Origin of the sequence: Rhodococcus sp. 4CII, from assembly GCF_014256275.1 — a bacterium.
Taxonomy (GTDB): domain Bacteria; phylum Actinomycetota; class Actinomycetes; order Mycobacteriales; family Mycobacteriaceae; genus Rhodococcus_F; species Rhodococcus_F wratislaviensis_A.
The window spans coordinates 6,614,215-6,628,247 of the sequence record NZ_JACCFE010000002.1 but is presented as its reverse complement, the minus strand read 5'-3'; the positions used below and the strand labels follow the sequence as shown (position 1 = coordinate 6,628,247).

General features: G+C 68.6%; 10 protein-coding genes. All 10 read right to left on the bottom strand.

The genetic code is table 11. From position 1 onward, the window contains the following. Positions 1-89 precede the first annotated feature (89 nt). On the bottom strand, positions 90-332 hold the full coding sequence (locus tag H0B43_RS31535) for a hypothetical protein (RefSeq protein WP_185724347.1): 243 nt from the start codon (positions 330-332) through the stop codon (positions 90-92). Between the two features lie 105 nt (positions 333-437). Further along, positions 438-1,316: an acyl-CoA thioesterase II gene (locus tag H0B43_RS31530; RefSeq protein WP_185724348.1), complete on the bottom strand. Its 879-nt coding sequence runs from the start codon at positions 1,314-1,316 to the stop codon at positions 438-440. Continuing rightward, on the bottom strand, positions 1,317-2,735 hold the full coding sequence (gene pyk, locus H0B43_RS31525; protein WP_185724349.1) for a pyruvate kinase: 1,419 nt from the start codon (positions 2,733-2,735) through the stop codon (positions 1,317-1,319). A 37-nt stretch (positions 2,736-2,772) separates the two neighbouring features. Next, on the bottom strand, positions 2,773-4,275 hold the full coding sequence (locus H0B43_RS31520) for a glutamate synthase subunit beta (RefSeq protein WP_185724350.1): 1,503 nt from the start codon (positions 4,273-4,275) through the stop codon (positions 2,773-2,775). Beyond that, positions 4,268-8,851, bottom strand: a complete 4,584-nt coding sequence (gltB, locus tag H0B43_RS31515; RefSeq protein WP_185724351.1) for a glutamate synthase large subunit — start codon at positions 8,849-8,851, stop codon at positions 4,268-4,270. Before gltB ends, H0B43_RS31520 begins: the two co-directional genes overlap by 8 nt. A gap of 273 nt (positions 8,852-9,124) precedes the next feature. Further along, positions 9,125-9,952: a TM2 domain-containing protein gene (locus H0B43_RS31510; RefSeq protein ID WP_185724352.1), complete on the bottom strand. Its 828-nt coding sequence runs from the start codon at positions 9,950-9,952 to the stop codon at positions 9,125-9,127. After that, on the bottom strand, positions 9,945-10,997 hold the full coding sequence (gene lgt / locus H0B43_RS31505; protein WP_185724353.1) for a prolipoprotein diacylglyceryl transferase: 1,053 nt from the start codon (positions 10,995-10,997) through the stop codon (positions 9,945-9,947). Before lgt ends, H0B43_RS31510 begins: the two co-directional genes overlap by 8 nt. After that, on the bottom strand, positions 10,994-11,797 hold the full coding sequence (gene trpA, locus H0B43_RS31500) for a tryptophan synthase subunit alpha (RefSeq protein WP_185724354.1): 804 nt from the start codon (positions 11,795-11,797) through the stop codon (positions 10,994-10,996). Before trpA ends, lgt begins: the two co-directional genes overlap by 4 nt. After that, positions 11,794-13,113 (bottom strand): tryptophan synthase subunit beta, encoded by a 1,320-nt coding sequence (gene trpB / locus H0B43_RS31495; protein WP_185724355.1) that lies wholly within the window; start codon positions 13,111-13,113, stop codon positions 11,794-11,796. Before trpB ends, trpA begins: the two co-directional genes overlap by 4 nt. A 63-nt stretch (positions 13,114-13,176) precedes the next feature. Further along, complete coding sequence (gene trpC / locus H0B43_RS31490; protein WP_185724356.1) at positions 13,177-13,986, bottom strand: indole-3-glycerol phosphate synthase TrpC; 810 nt, start codon at positions 13,984-13,986, stop codon at positions 13,177-13,179. Positions 13,987-14,033 lie beyond the last annotated feature (47 nt).

Sequence of the window (14,033 nt, the reverse complement as noted above, 5' to 3'; positions counted from 1 at the left end):
ATATCCCCGATCACGAGGTGAAACTCACCAGAAAAGATGGCGAAGTCTAACCCCGCACGCGGGTGCTGGGCGAGAGATACGCGCAGTGTCTACGAGCCCTTCTCCGGCTCAGGCTTTTTCAGGTTGCCTTCGTCGTCGACGTAGTCGTCGAAGGCAGTGCCCGACACCGTGCCGTCGGAGCCGGGCAGGACGACCGTCTCCCGGGCGCCCGGCTCGTAGCGCGCATCGATCTCTTCCATCTTCTTCTTGGCCTCGGCGATCGCCTCGTCGTCGGGGACGGGGATCTCGGTCTCCCGGCCGGCGTTCTTCTGTTCGGGTTCGTCTGCGCTCATCGTGCACGTCCGTTCCGTTTCGGAGATTCCTGACCGACCCTACGCCGCGACCACTGGTTGAACTACCGTTCAAAGCCGTTCGGTGGCAAAGGAATGGCGGGGTCGCTACGTCCGCGGCGGGAAGTGCCGGATCAGGCCCTCCTGGACCACGGTGGCCAGGAGCTCGCCTTCGAGGGAGAAGAACCTGCCCGTCGCGAGGCCGCGGGACCCGGCCGCGACCGGCGATTCGGTGGCGTAGAGCGTCCAGTCGTCGAACCGGAACGGCCGGTGGAACCAGATGGAATGGTTGACGGTGGCAGCGACGATCCGGTCGAGCCCCCACGACAATCCGTGGGTGGTGATGATCGAATCGAGAACCGTGGTGTCCGACGAGTACCCCATGACGGCCACGTGGATCAGCGGATCGTCGGGGAGGTCTCCGTCCGACTTCATCCAGACCCGGTTGTGGGTGAGCTTCTCCCCCGTGCCTTTGAGGATCCACGACGGGTCGTTCGCGTAGCGCATGTCGATCGGCTTGAGCGCGTCCACGAACATCTTCAGTCGGTCCTCGTACCCCATGAAGTGGTCGCCCAGCGGCGGCAGCGTGTCCGGGAACGGGACGTCGGGCACCTCGACCGCGTGCTCGAGTCCCTTGCCCCAGTCCTGGAACGCCGCCAGCATGACGAACAGTTCTTGGCCGTCCTGCAACGCGGTGACCTGCCGGTTCGCGAAGGCCCGGCCGTCACGGTGCCGTTCGACGCGGTACTCGATGGGTTCCTTGACGTTGCCGCCTCGGATGAAGTGGGCGTTGACCGCGTGCACGGCGCGGTCGCCGCTGACGGTGCGGCCGGCGGCGACCAGTGCCTGGGAAATCAACTGGCCGCCGAATGTCCGGCTACCCACCTGCGCGGGATGCCGACCTCTGTACGTGTCCTCGCCGGTCTTCTCGAGATCGAGAAGTTCGAGCAGGGTCTGGAGATCGGACTTCGCCGCGGCTTCGCTCACCTAGTGGTCCTCTTCGCCGATTCTGTGGACGTGGATCAGGTTGGTCGAGCCTACGGTGCCCGGCGGAGATCCGGCGACGATGACCACCAACTCACCCTTCTGGTACCGGCCCAGCCCCAACAGGGCATGGTCGACCTGCCGCACCATCGCGTCGGTGCTGTCGACCGGATCGACGATGAACGTCTCCGTGCCCCACGTCAGCGACAACTGGCTGCGCACCTCCGGCAACGGCGTGAACGCCAGCAACGGCAACGGCGTGTGCAACCGCGCCAACCGGCGCACCGTGTCCCCGGACTGCGTGAACGCCACCAACGCCTTCGCATCCAGGCGTTCGCCGATGTCACGGGCCGCATAGGAGATGACCCCGCGCTTGGTCCGCGGCACGTGCGTCAGCGGTGGCACCTGCGTCGACTCGTGCTCGACCGCCTCGACGATCCGCGCCATCGTGCGCACCGTCTCCATCACATACTTGCCGACCGACGTCTCACCGGACAGCATCACCGCATCGGCACCGTCGAGGACGGCGTTGGCCACATCGGACGCCTCCGCCCGCGTGGGCCGCGAATTCTCGATCATCGACTCCAGCATCTGCGTGGCCACGATCACCGGCTTCGCGTTCTCCCGCGCGATCTGAATGGCCCGCTTCTGCACCAGCGGCACCTGCTCGAGCGGCAACTCGACACCGAGGTCGCCGCGGGCGACCATCACCGCGTCGAACGCCAGCACGATCGCCTCGAGGTTGTCGATCGCCTCCGGCTTCTCGAGCTTCGCGATCACCGGGATCCGGCGGCCGACCCGATCCATCACGGCGTGCACCAGTTCCACATCCGCCGGGGACCGCACGAACGACAACGCGATGAAGTCGACGCCGAGACCGAGAGCGAACTCGAGGTCCGCGATGTCCTTCTCCGACAGCGCCGGGACCGACACGTTCATCCCCGGCAGCGACACACCCTTGTTGTTGGACACCGGACCACCCTCGGTGACCCGGCACACCACGTCGTTGTCCTCGACACCGGTGACGACGAGACCGACCTTGCCGTCGTCGACGAGCAGCCGATCACCCGGCTTCGCATCCTCGGCGAGCTGCTTGTAGGTGGTCGAGACCCGGTCGTGGGTGCCCTCGACGTCGTCGACGGTGATCCGCACGACTTCCCCGTTGGCCCACGTGGTGCGGTCCTCGGCGAACCGGCCGAGCCGGATCTTCGGGCCCTGCAGGTCCGCGAGGACACCGACGGCCTTGCCCGTCGCATCCGAGGCAGCGCGGACGCGCTTGTAGTTCTCCTCGTGGTCGGAATGATCTCCGTGGCTGAAATTCAGCCGGGCCACGTCCATACCGCTTTCGACGAGTTCGCGAATACGGTCACCGGTGGCGGTAGCAGGTCCAAGTGTGCATACGATCTTCGTGCGTCGGTTCACGGCCTCGAGCCTAGTCGCCCGGCGCGCCCTTCTCCATTTAGACGACTGCCAGCGGGAGCGCCGTCGGATGCACCGGCGACGGCAGGTCCGACGCCCCCGTCAGGTACACGTCGACGGCGTGCGCCGCGGACCGGCCCTCCGCGATCGCCCACACGATGAGCGACGCCCCGCGATGCGCGTCCCCGCAGACGAAGACCCCGGGTGCGGTGGTCTGCCAGTCGGGCCCGCAGGACAGCGCGCCGCGCCGGGTGGGCGACAACCCGTAGTCGTCGAGCAGCGGCCCGAGATCCACGCCCTCGAACCCGATCGCGAAAAGCGCCAGATCGCACGGCAATTCGATTTCCTCGCCGACCGGGGTGATGGTGCGCTTGCCGTCCTCGCGGGTGACCCGGACCTCGGCGAGCACCATGGATCGGACGTTCCCGTTCTCGTCGCCGAGGAATCGCTGCACCGCCACCTGGTACCGGCGGACACCGCCCTCGGCGTGCGCCGGCGACGTGCGCAGCACCATCGGCCATGCCGGCCACGGCGTCGCGGACTCGTCCCGTTCCGTCGGCAACTCCGGGTTGTAGTCCAGCTGGGTCACCGACAGCGCGCCCTGGCGGTGCGCCGTTCCGAGGCAGTCGGCCCCGGTGTCGCCGCCGCCGATGATGACGACGTGCTTGCCCTTGGCCGTGATCGAGGCGGGCCCGTCCCCCTCACATTCCTTGTTCGAGGTCACGAGATGTTCCATCGCGAGGTGGATCCCGTTCAGCTCGCGGCCCTCGACGGACGTGTTGTCGCGGGCGCGCAGGGCACCGATCGCGAGCACGACGGCGTCGAACTTCTCATGCATCTGCTCCACCGTGAGGTCGACACCGACCTCGCAGTCGGTCACGAAGTGGGTGCCCTCGGCGCGCATCTGCATGAGACGCTGATCGAGGATCGCCTTCTCCATCTTGAATTCCGGGATGCCGTACCGCAGCAGTCCCCCGAGCCGGTCGTCGCGCTCGTAGACGGTGACGTCGTGTCCGGCGCGGGTCAGTTGCTGGGCCGCCGCGAGACCGGCCGGGCCCGATCCGACCACCGCGACCGTGCGGCCCGTCGCGATCATCGGCGGCTTCGGCACCACCGTGCCCGATTCCCACGCCACATCGGCGATGGCCTGCTCGATCCGCTTGATCGTCACGCTGCCCGTCGTGTGCGTGTCGGCGAGCGCCAGCACACATGCCGACTCGCACGGCGCCGGGCACACCCGCCCCGTGAACTCCGGGAAGTTGTTGGTGGCGTGCAGCCGCTCACTCGCCGCCGCCCAGCGGCCGCGGCGCACGAGGTCGTTCCACTCCGGGATCAGGTTGCCCAGCGGGCAGCCCGCACTTCCGGAGTGGCAGAACGGGATTCCGCAATCCATGCACCGGGCGGCCTGCTCGGACACCTCCGCCGCCCGCTCCGCCGGACTCTGCGGCGCGTACACCTCGTCCCAGTCGTGCACCCGCTCCGCGACCGGGCGCTTGCGCGCCTCCTTCTTCACGATGTGCAGAAAGCCCTGTGGATCAGCCACGTGCCGCCTCCATGATCGCGGTGTCGACGTCGAGTCCCTCGGCCTTGGCCATCCGGGTCGCGTCCAGCACCCGCTGGTAGTCGACCGGCATCACCTTGGTGAACAGCGCGGACCGACGCGGCCAGTCGGCCAGCACCGACGCGGCCACCGCGGACCCCGTCCACCGGTGGTGCCGGGTGACCGCGCCGCGCAACCAGTCGAGGTCGTCCGGGTCGGGTTGCAGGAGCGTGACCATGGCCGGGTTGACGTCGGCCGGGTCCAAGTCGAGGACGTACGCGATGCCGCCGGACATGCCGGCCGCGAGGTTCCGCCCGGTGGGTCCGAGGATCACCACCCGTCCGCCCGTCATGTACTCGCAGGCGTGGTCGCCGACCCCCTCCACGACCGCCGACGCACCCGAATTCCGCACCGAGAAGCGTTCGCCGACCCGCCCCCGGAGGTACAACTCCCCCGACGTGGCACCGTAGAGCAGCGTGTTGCCGGCGATCACCTGCGTTTCCGGCACGAACAGGACATCGTCGGCGGGGCGGACGACGATCCGCCCACCCGACAATCCCTTGCCGACGTAGTCGTTGGCGTCGCCGGTCAGGTCGATGGTGATGCCCGGGGGCAGGAACGCGCCCAGCGACTGCCCAGCCGACCCGGTGAACGTGAGCCGGATCGTGTCGTCCGGCAGCCCGGCGGCGCCGTAACGCCGGGTGACCTCCGCGCCGAGCAGCGTGCCGACGGTCCGGTTGACGTTGCGGACCGGCATCTCGATTTCGACGGCGTGCGCGTCCTCGAGCGCGCCCTCCGCCAACTGGATGAGGGTGCGGTCCAGTGCCCGATCCAGTCCATGATCCTGGTCGCGGTCGCGTCGCCGCTGCGACAGCGGCGCCCCGTCCGGCCCGGTGGGGACGGCGAACACGGGACCGAGATCGAGTCCGCGATTCTTCCAGTGCGCGATCCCCTGTGCGGTCTCGAGGACGTCCGCGTGTCCGACGGCCTCGTCGATGCTGCGGAACCCGAGGTCGGCCAGGTACTGCCGCACGTCCTCGGCGACGAACCGGAAGAACTCCTCCACGAATTCCGGTTTGCCGGTGTAACGCTTACGCAGTTCCGGGTTCTGGGTGGCGACGCCCACCGGGCAGGTGTCGAGGTGGCAGACCCGCATCATGATGCACCCGGCCACGATCAGCGGGGCGGTCGAGAACCCGAATTCCTCCGCCCCCAGCAGCGCCGCGATCACGACGTCCCGCGCGGTGCGCATCCCGCCGTCGCACTGCACGGTGATCCGGTCGCGCAGACCGTTGAGCACGAGCGTCTGCTGGGCGTCGGCCAGGCCGATCTCCCACGGCGCCCCCGCATGCTTCATCGACGTCAGCGGCGTGGCGCCGGTGCCGCCGTCGTTGCCGGAGATGAGAACCACGTCGGCGTGCGCCTTGCTGACCCCGGCGGCCACCGTTCCCACGCCCACCGAGCTGACCAGCTTCACATGGACCCGCGCCCGATCGTTGGCATTCTTCAGGTCGTGGATCAGCTGGGCGAGATCCTCGATCGAATAGATGTCGTGGTGCGGCGGCGGCGAGATCAGCCCGACTCCCGGCGTCGAGTGCCGGGTCTCGGCTACCCACGGATACACCTTGTACGCCGGCAGCTGGCCGCCCTCGCCGGGCTTGGCGCCCTGCGCCATCTTGATCTGGATGTCGCTGGCGTTGATCAGGTAGTCGCTGGTGACCCCGAACCGCCCACTCGCGACCTGCTTGACGGCGCTGCGCCGTGACGGATCGTAGAGGCGGTCTACGTTCTCGCCGCCCTCACCCGTATTGGACCGCCCGCCGAGGTTGTTCATCGCGACGGCCATCGTCTCGTGTGCCTCGGCCGAGATCGAGCCGTAGCTCATCGCGCCGGTGTTGAACCGGGTGACGATCCGCTCTACCGGCTCCACCTCGTTCAGCGGCACCGGCGGGCGCACACCCTCCCGGAAGGTGAACAGACCGCGCAGTGCTCCACCGGCCTCCGCGAGGCGGTTCACCTCGTCGCTGTATTTCGCGAACACCTCGTGCCTGCCGGTGCGGGTGGCGTGCTGCAGCAGGAACACCGTCTCGGGGGTGAACAGGTGCAGTTCGCCGTCGCGGCGGAACTGGTACTCGCCGCCGTCCTCGAGTCGCCGGTGGGCGAACTCCGCCGGATTGTCGGGGTAGGCCTGCCGGTGCCTGGCCGTGACCTCCCGGGCGATCTCGTCGAGACCGGCGCCGCCGAGTTTGCTGACGGTGCCCGTGAAGTACTCGTGGACGAGGTCGCGGTCCAGGCCGATCGCCTCGAACACCTGCGCCGCGGTGTACGAGCCGACGGTGGAGATGCCCATCTTCGACATCACCTTCAGCACGCCCTTGCCGAGCGCGGTGAGGTAGTTCCGCACGGCGATCGTGTGCTCGACTCCGGTGAGTTCGCCTTCGGACACGAGGTCGTCGATCGACTCCATCGCGAGGTACGGGTTGACGGCCGCCGCCCCGTAACCGATGAGCAGCGCGACGTGGTGGACCTCGCGGGCGTCACCGGATTCGACGACCAACGCCACCTTCGTGCGTTCCTTCGTGCGCACCAGGTGATGGTGCACCGCGGCCACCGCCAGCAGCGACGGGATCGGCGCGCGGGTGTGGTCGGAGTCGCGGTCCGAGATCACCAGCGTCCGGTAGCCGTCCGCGATCGCGGCGCTCGCCTGCGCCCGCAACTCCTCGATCGCCTCGGCCATCCCCGCACCGCCGCGCTCCACGTCGTACAGCGCGCGCAGCACCGCCGCGGCGAGCCCGGGATGGTTGCCGTCCGCATTGACGTGGATGATCTTGTTCAGCTCTTCGTTGTCGAGCACCGGCCACGGCAGCACGATCTGCCGGCAGGACGCCGCGGTCGGCTCGAGCAGATTCTGCTCCGGGCCCATGACCCGCGACAGCGACGTCACGATCTCCTCGCGGATCGCGTCGAGCGGCGGGTTCGTGACCTGCGCGAACAGTTCGACGAAATAGTCGTAGAGCAGCCGCGACCGCTGCGACATCACGGCGATCGGGGTGTCCGTCCCCATCGAGCCGAGCGGCTCCCCGCCGGACGCGGCCATCGGCGCCAGCAGAATACGCAGATCCTCCTCGGTGTACCCGAATGCCACCTGACGCCGCACCACCGACTCGTGATTGTGCTGCGCGTGCGGACGATCCGGTAGCGTCTTCAACTCGAGCAGACCGGCATACAGCCATTCGGCGTACGGCCGCTCCGCCGCCAGCCGCATCTTGATCTCCTCGTCGGGCACGATCCGTCCCTCGGACGTGTCGACGAGGAACATCTGTCCCGGTTCCAGGCGGCCCTTCGCCACGACCTCCGCTTGGGGAACGTCGAGGACACCGCTCTCGCTGGCCAGGACCACCCGGCCGTCGACGGTCTGCCACCAGCGTCCCGGGCGCAGACCGTTGCGGTCCAGGACCGCGCCGACCACGGTCCCGTCGGTGAACGTCACACACGCAGGCCCGTCCCACGCCTCCATCAGCGACGCGTGGAACTGGTAGAACGCCCGCCGGTCGGGGCACATCGACGTGTCGTTCTCCCACGCCTCCGGCACCATCATCATCACCGCGTGCGCGACACTGCGTCCGGCGAGGTGCAGGAGTTCGAGAACCTCGTCGAACGACGCCGAATCCGACGCGTCGGGCGTGCAGATGGGATACAGCCGGCGCAGATCGCCGGGGATCACCGAACTCGCCAGCAGCGCCTCCCGCGCGCGCATGCGGTTCCGGTTGCCGCGGACCGTGTTGATCTCGCCGTTGTGCGCGACGAATCGGAAGGGATGCGCGAGCGGCCAGGACGGGAACGTGTTGGTCGAGAACCGGCTGTGCACGATCGCGATCGCACTCGCGATCCGCGGGTCGCGCAGGTCGGGGAAATACCGCCCCAGTTGCGACGTGGTCAGCATGCCCTTGTAGACGAGGGTGCGGCTCGACAGGGACGGGAAGTACACGCCGCTGCCGTCGGACTCGACCTCGGCAGTGACCTGCTCGGCCCGTTTGCGGAGCGGGTAGACCAGGCGGTCCAGCGCGAGCCCGCCCGGTCGGATTCCGCCGACCACAGGTCCGGCGACGAACAACTGGGTCATGTGAGGTTCGCAGGCCCGCGCGGTGGAACCGACGTCCGCGCCGTCCGGATCGACGGGAACGACACGCCAGCCGAGGACCTCGAGTCCCTCGTCGGCGGCGAGGTCGGCCACCCGCTGCCGCGCGACCGCCCGCGCGCCGGGGTCCCGCGGGAGGAAGCAGATTCCCGCGGCGTAGGTGCTGCTGCCGTCGTCGAGAGGGGCGGGGAGATCGAACGGGGCGACATCCTCGAAGAACTCGGTGGGGAGCTGGAGCAGGATGCCGGCGCCGTCCCCGCTGTTCGGTTCCGAGCCCGCTGCCCCGCGATGCTCGAGGTTCTCGAGGGCGAGGAGTCCGTCGGCCACGATGGAATGCGAGCGACGACCGTGCACGTCCGCCACCATGGCGACGCCGCAGGAATCGACTTCCTGCTCCGGGTCGTACAAGCCCTGGGGTCCGGGCGACTGAGAGAACAGCACCGACATACCTCCACATCGGCCAGGAAGACCACCAGTGTGCGCTCCGCACGTGCTGTCGGCGGCCTCCGCTAGCGGGGTCGCCACGACGGGCGCTAACTGCTTTTCGGGGGTCTACCGGGACAGCATCGGCCCGTGAAGGTTGTAGCCGGACATATCTCCGGCGCGCTCAGCTTACCAGGACGGATACCCGGCAAGATATGCCGAACGGGGCCCCGGAACGCACCCGGGCCCGTGTCGCATCAGCAACACGGGCCACAGCTTTCTCTTCGGTCGTCATTGCTCCCGGAGGGGGCGCCCGTACTTGTCCTTCACACTGCCGGTCAGCATCATGATGCCGTCGACCAACGGCCAGATTCCGCCGATCCCGCAGGTGAGCCACGTGACGGCGATCTGCGCGACGGCGATGCCGGGCTGGTTGAGATAGAAGCGCCCGACTCCGAACGCGCCGAGAAAGATCTGCAGCAGCCCGGCGGTCAGCTTGGACTTGTCGGAATACGGCTCACCCGTCAGCGGATGCCGGCCGAACGGTGCCGACGGATCGGCGTACGCGTTGTATCCGGGCGCGTATCCCGGGGGCGGGTACCCCTGCTGGGGGTAACCCTGCTGCTGGCCGTATCCCGGCTGCTGGTACCCCGGCTGCTGGTAGTCCTGAGGTGCAGCCCCGTACTGCGCGCCGTAGTTCGGGTCGGGTGCGCCGTACCTGGGACCGTCCGGCTGCTGCGGCTTGTCGTAACCCGGATAGGGGGCGGTCGGCGAAGTCGAGTCGCCGACGTTCGGGAACGGCGCCGTCGGCTCGGTCCCGCTCGGCGACGGATACGTGGGCGTCGAACCCCAGCCCGGACCGTTCCCGACCCCCGAGTAGGTGTCCCATCCCGGCCCCGTGCCCGACGCACCCGGCGACGGTGTCGCATCGGACGTGGCCGGCGGCTGGGACAGCGAGGCCTCGGCGGTGGCGTCGTAATCGAAGGGTGAACCGAACTCGGGCGGCAGGTTCGACTCGGTGTTCTCGGTGCCGTCGCTGCTCTTCCCCAAGTCGACCTTGGGTGTGTCCTCGGGTACACCCTCGCCGGAATCGTCGGATGCTTTGCCCGGTTCAGTCATTCGCGTCATCCTTCTTGCTGTCGATGGATTTCGTGCCCGCGTCGCCGACCGCACTCGCAGTGCTCGCGGCCTTCTCCTCCGATGCCGGCTTCGACGCAGGCACGTCGGTGCCCTCGTCCGCCGCCTTCTCTTCGGGGTCTGTCTCCGCGGTCTCGCTCTCGATCGGTTCGCTGCCGGCGGGTCGCAGGTCCGCCGGATCCTCGCGGCCCTTCGTGGCGGCGAAGAAGTACACCAGGGCCGCGACGAACACGACGGCCGAGGTGAACGAATTCACGCGGATGCCCGCGATGAGGCTGGCGTGATCGCTGCGCATCAGTTCGATCCAGAAGCGTCCGGCACAGTAGCCGGCGACGTACAGCGCGAACAGCCGGCCGTGGCCGATCCGGAACCGGCGATCGACCCCTACGAGCACGAGGACGATCAGCACGTTCCAGAGCGCCTCGTACAGGAACGTCGGATGCACCACGAACGCGACCTGACCGGTGGAGACGCCGTCGATCAGCTGCGGCGACACCTGACCAGCATCGTTGCGGCGCTCGAAGATCTCGAGCCCCCACGGGACGTCGGTCTCGCGACCGTACAACTCCTGGTTGAAGTAGTTTCCGAACCGGCCGATGGCCTGCGCGAGCAGGATCGCAGGCGCGATCGCGTCGCCGAGCGCCGGCAACGGGATGCCGCGGCGACGGCATCCGATCCAGGCGCCGACACCGCCGAGGGCCACGGCGCCCCAGATACCGAGGCCGCCCTGCCACACCTTCAGGGCGTCGACGGGGTGGCCACCCTCCGCGAAGTAGGTCGGCCAGTCGGTCATCACGTGATACAGCCGGCCGCCGATCAGGCCGAACGGCACCGCCCAGATCGCGATGTCGAGGACGGTGCCCTTCTCGCCACCGCGAGCGACCCAGCGGCGGTCGCCCCACACGATCGCGACTATGATCCCGACGATGATGAACAGCGCGTACGCGCGCAGGGCCACCGGTCCGACATACCAGACACCTTGGGGCGGACTCGGAATGTAGGCCAGTACGTCCACAGTGGAAGTCACGACGCCACGGTAGCCGAGCGAACGCCCTCGGCGAGTTCCTCCGTGAGCGAGCGCACCGCGTCCAGACCGTTCTCCGCCGCGGTGACCAGCGCAGATCCGACGATGACGGCGTCTGCGTACGCGGCGATCTCGGCGGCCTGGGCGCCGGAACGCACACCCAGCCCGACGCCCACCGGAATGTCCGAATGGGCGCGGATGCGGGCGGTCAGCTCGGGGGCCATCGACGACACCGCGTCACGCGCGCCGGTGACACCCATCGTGGAGGCGGCGTACACGAAACCGCTGCTGGCGTCGAGGGTCAACGCGAGGCGCTCCTCGGTCGACGACGGCGCCACCAGGAAGATCCGGTCGAGGTCGTGTTCCTTCGACGCGGCGATCCACTCGCCGGCCTCCTCGGGGATGAGGTTAGGCGTGATCAGCCCGAGGCCACCGGCACTCGCCAGGTCACGGGAGAATTTGTCGACGCCGTACTGCAGAACCGGGTTCCAGTACGTCATCACCACGGCCTTGCCGCCGGCCGCCGCGATGGCCTCGACGACGGTGAAGACGTCGCGCACCCGGACACCGTTCTGGAGCGCCGTCTCGGCCGCGGCCTGGATGGTCGGACCGTCCATCACCGGGTCGGAGTAGGCGATGCCGACCTCGACGATGTCGCAACCGGATTCGACCATCGCCGTGAACACGTCGATCGATTCCCGGACGGTGGGGAAACCGGCCGGGAGATACCCGACGAGCGCGGCACGCTTCTCCTCGCGGCACTGCGCGAACGTCGGGGCGAGGCGCGAGAGTCGTTCGCTCACTTGGCCGAACCTTCCTTGTCAGTCGTGGTGGTCTCGGTCGAGTCGTCGGGATCGAACAATCCGAACCACTCGGCCGCCGTGTCCATGTCCTTGTCGCCGCGCCCGGACAGGCTGACGACGACGATCGCGCCCTCCCCCAGCTCGCGGCCCAGCCGCAGCGCGCCGGCGACGGCGTGGGCGGATTCGATGGCCGGAATGATGCCCTCGCGCTCGGACAGCAACCGCAGGGCGTCCATCGCCTCGGTGTCGGTGACCGGTTCGTAGGTGGCGCGGCCGATGTCCTTGAGGAGTGCGTGCTCGGGCCCGACACCCGGGTAGTCGAGGCCCGCGGAGATCGAATGCGACTCGATGGTCTGCCCGTCCTCGTCCTGCAGCAGGTACGAGTACGCGCCCTGGAACGCACCCGGCGTGCCTGCCGCGAACGTGGCGGCATGCCGCCCGGTCTCGACACCGTCACCTGCGGCCTCGTAGCCGACCAGCCGGACGGCCGGGTCGTCGAGGAACGCGTGGAAGATGCCGATGGCGTTGGAACCGCCGCCGACGCAGGCCGTCACCGCGTCGGGCAGCCGGCCGGTCAGCGCCTGCACCTGCGCGCGCGTCTCCAGACCCACGACCCGCTGGAAGTCGCGGACGATGGTCGGGAACGGGTGCGGCCCCGCCGCCGTACCGAAGCAGTAGTAGGTGTTGTCGGCATTGGTGACCCAGTCGCGCAGCGCCTCGTTGATGGCGTCCTTGAGGGTCTTCGACCCCGACTCGACGGACACCACCGAGGAGCCGAGCAGCCGCATGCGGGCGACGTTCAACGCCTGCCGCTTCGTGTCGACGGCACCCATGTAAATGACGCATTCGAGACCGAGAAGGGCACAGGCGGTGGCGGTGGCCACCCCGTGCTGTCCGGCGCCGGTCTCGGCGATGATCCGGGTCTTGCCCATGCGCTTGGCGAGCAGCACCTGGCCGAGCACGTTGTTGATCTTGTGCGACCCGGTGTGGTTGAGGTCTTCGCGCTTGAGGATGAGACGCGCTCCGCCGGCGAATTCGCTCATGCGGGTCGCCTCGAAGATCGGCGACGGACGGCCGGTGTAATCGCGCTGGAGACGATCGAGTTCGTGCAGGAACGCGTCGTCGGCGCGTGCCTTCTCGTACTCGGCGGTGACCTCCTCGATCACTGCCATCAGGGCCTCCGGCACGTGCCGTCCGCCGTACACGCCGAAATGACCTCCGGCGTCGGGGTCGTGCGTCGTGCGCTCGGCGATTCCGGCGCTGGCAGTCGGCAGATTGCCACCCTTGAAGACGGTTTCCGAATTACGTGAAGTCACAAGGTCCAGTCTGCCCCAACGCCGGGTGCCGCCGCCGTCCGGGTCAGTTCCGCCGACGCAGGCTCAGCGCGACGGCTTGGGGCAGGACGGGTGCGCGCCGGCATTGACCAGATCGGCCACCGCCTTGCGCGGATCCCCGCTGGTGACGAGGCCTTCGCCGACCAGGACCGCATCGGCTCCGGCACCGGCGTAGGCCAGCAGGTCGGCCGTGCCGCGGACCCCGGACTCTGCGATCTTGATGATCTCCGTGGGCAGCCCGGGAGCGATCTCGCCGAACGTGTTCTTGTCGACCTCGAGCGTCTTGAGGTTGCGCGCGTTGACCCCGATGACCTTGGCGCCCGCTTCGAGCGCCCGATTGGCTTCCTGCTCGGTGTGCACCTCCACGAGGGCGGTCATCCCGAGCGACTCCGTGCGGTCGATGAGCGAAGCCAGCGCGTGCTGGTCGAGAGCGGCGACGATGAGCAGCACGACGTCGGCGCCGTGCGCGCGGGCCTCGTGGATCTGGTACGGCCCGACGATGAAGTCCTTGCGGAGGATCGGAATGCTCACCGCCCGGCGCACGGCGTCGAGGTCCGCGAGAGACCCCTGGAACCGTCGCTCTTCGGTGAGCACACTGATCACCCGGGCGCCACCGGCCTGGTAGGCGGCGGCCAGGTCGGCGGGATCGGCGATGTCGGCGAGCGCCCCCTTCGAGGGGCTCGCGCGCTTGACCTCGGCGATGACTCCGATGCCCGGCTCGAGCAGGGCGGCCGCGGCATCGAGGGCCGGCGGTGCGGCAGCGGCGGCAGCCTTGACTGCGGCGAAGTCAAGGACGGCTTCGCGGGCGGCGACGTCGGCGCGCACCCCGTCGAGAATCGAGTCGAGAACAGTCATCGTGGCCCGAGTCCTTTCTGGGCAGAAACCCGATGTGAGGAACATCA

Bases quoted from the DNA above. Each gene is read 5' to 3' on its own strand.
- trpC (WP_185724356.1), bottom strand. From the start codon at position 13,986: ATGACTGTTCTCGACTCGATTCTCGACGGGGTGCGCGCCGACGTCGCC.
- H0B43_RS31510 (WP_185724352.1), bottom strand. From the start codon at position 9,952: ATGACTGAACCGGGCAAAGCATCCGACGATTCCGGCGAGGGTGTACCC.
- H0B43_RS31535 (WP_185724347.1), bottom strand. From the start codon at position 332: ATGAGCGCAGACGAACCCGAACAGAAGAACGCCGGCCGGGAGACCGAG.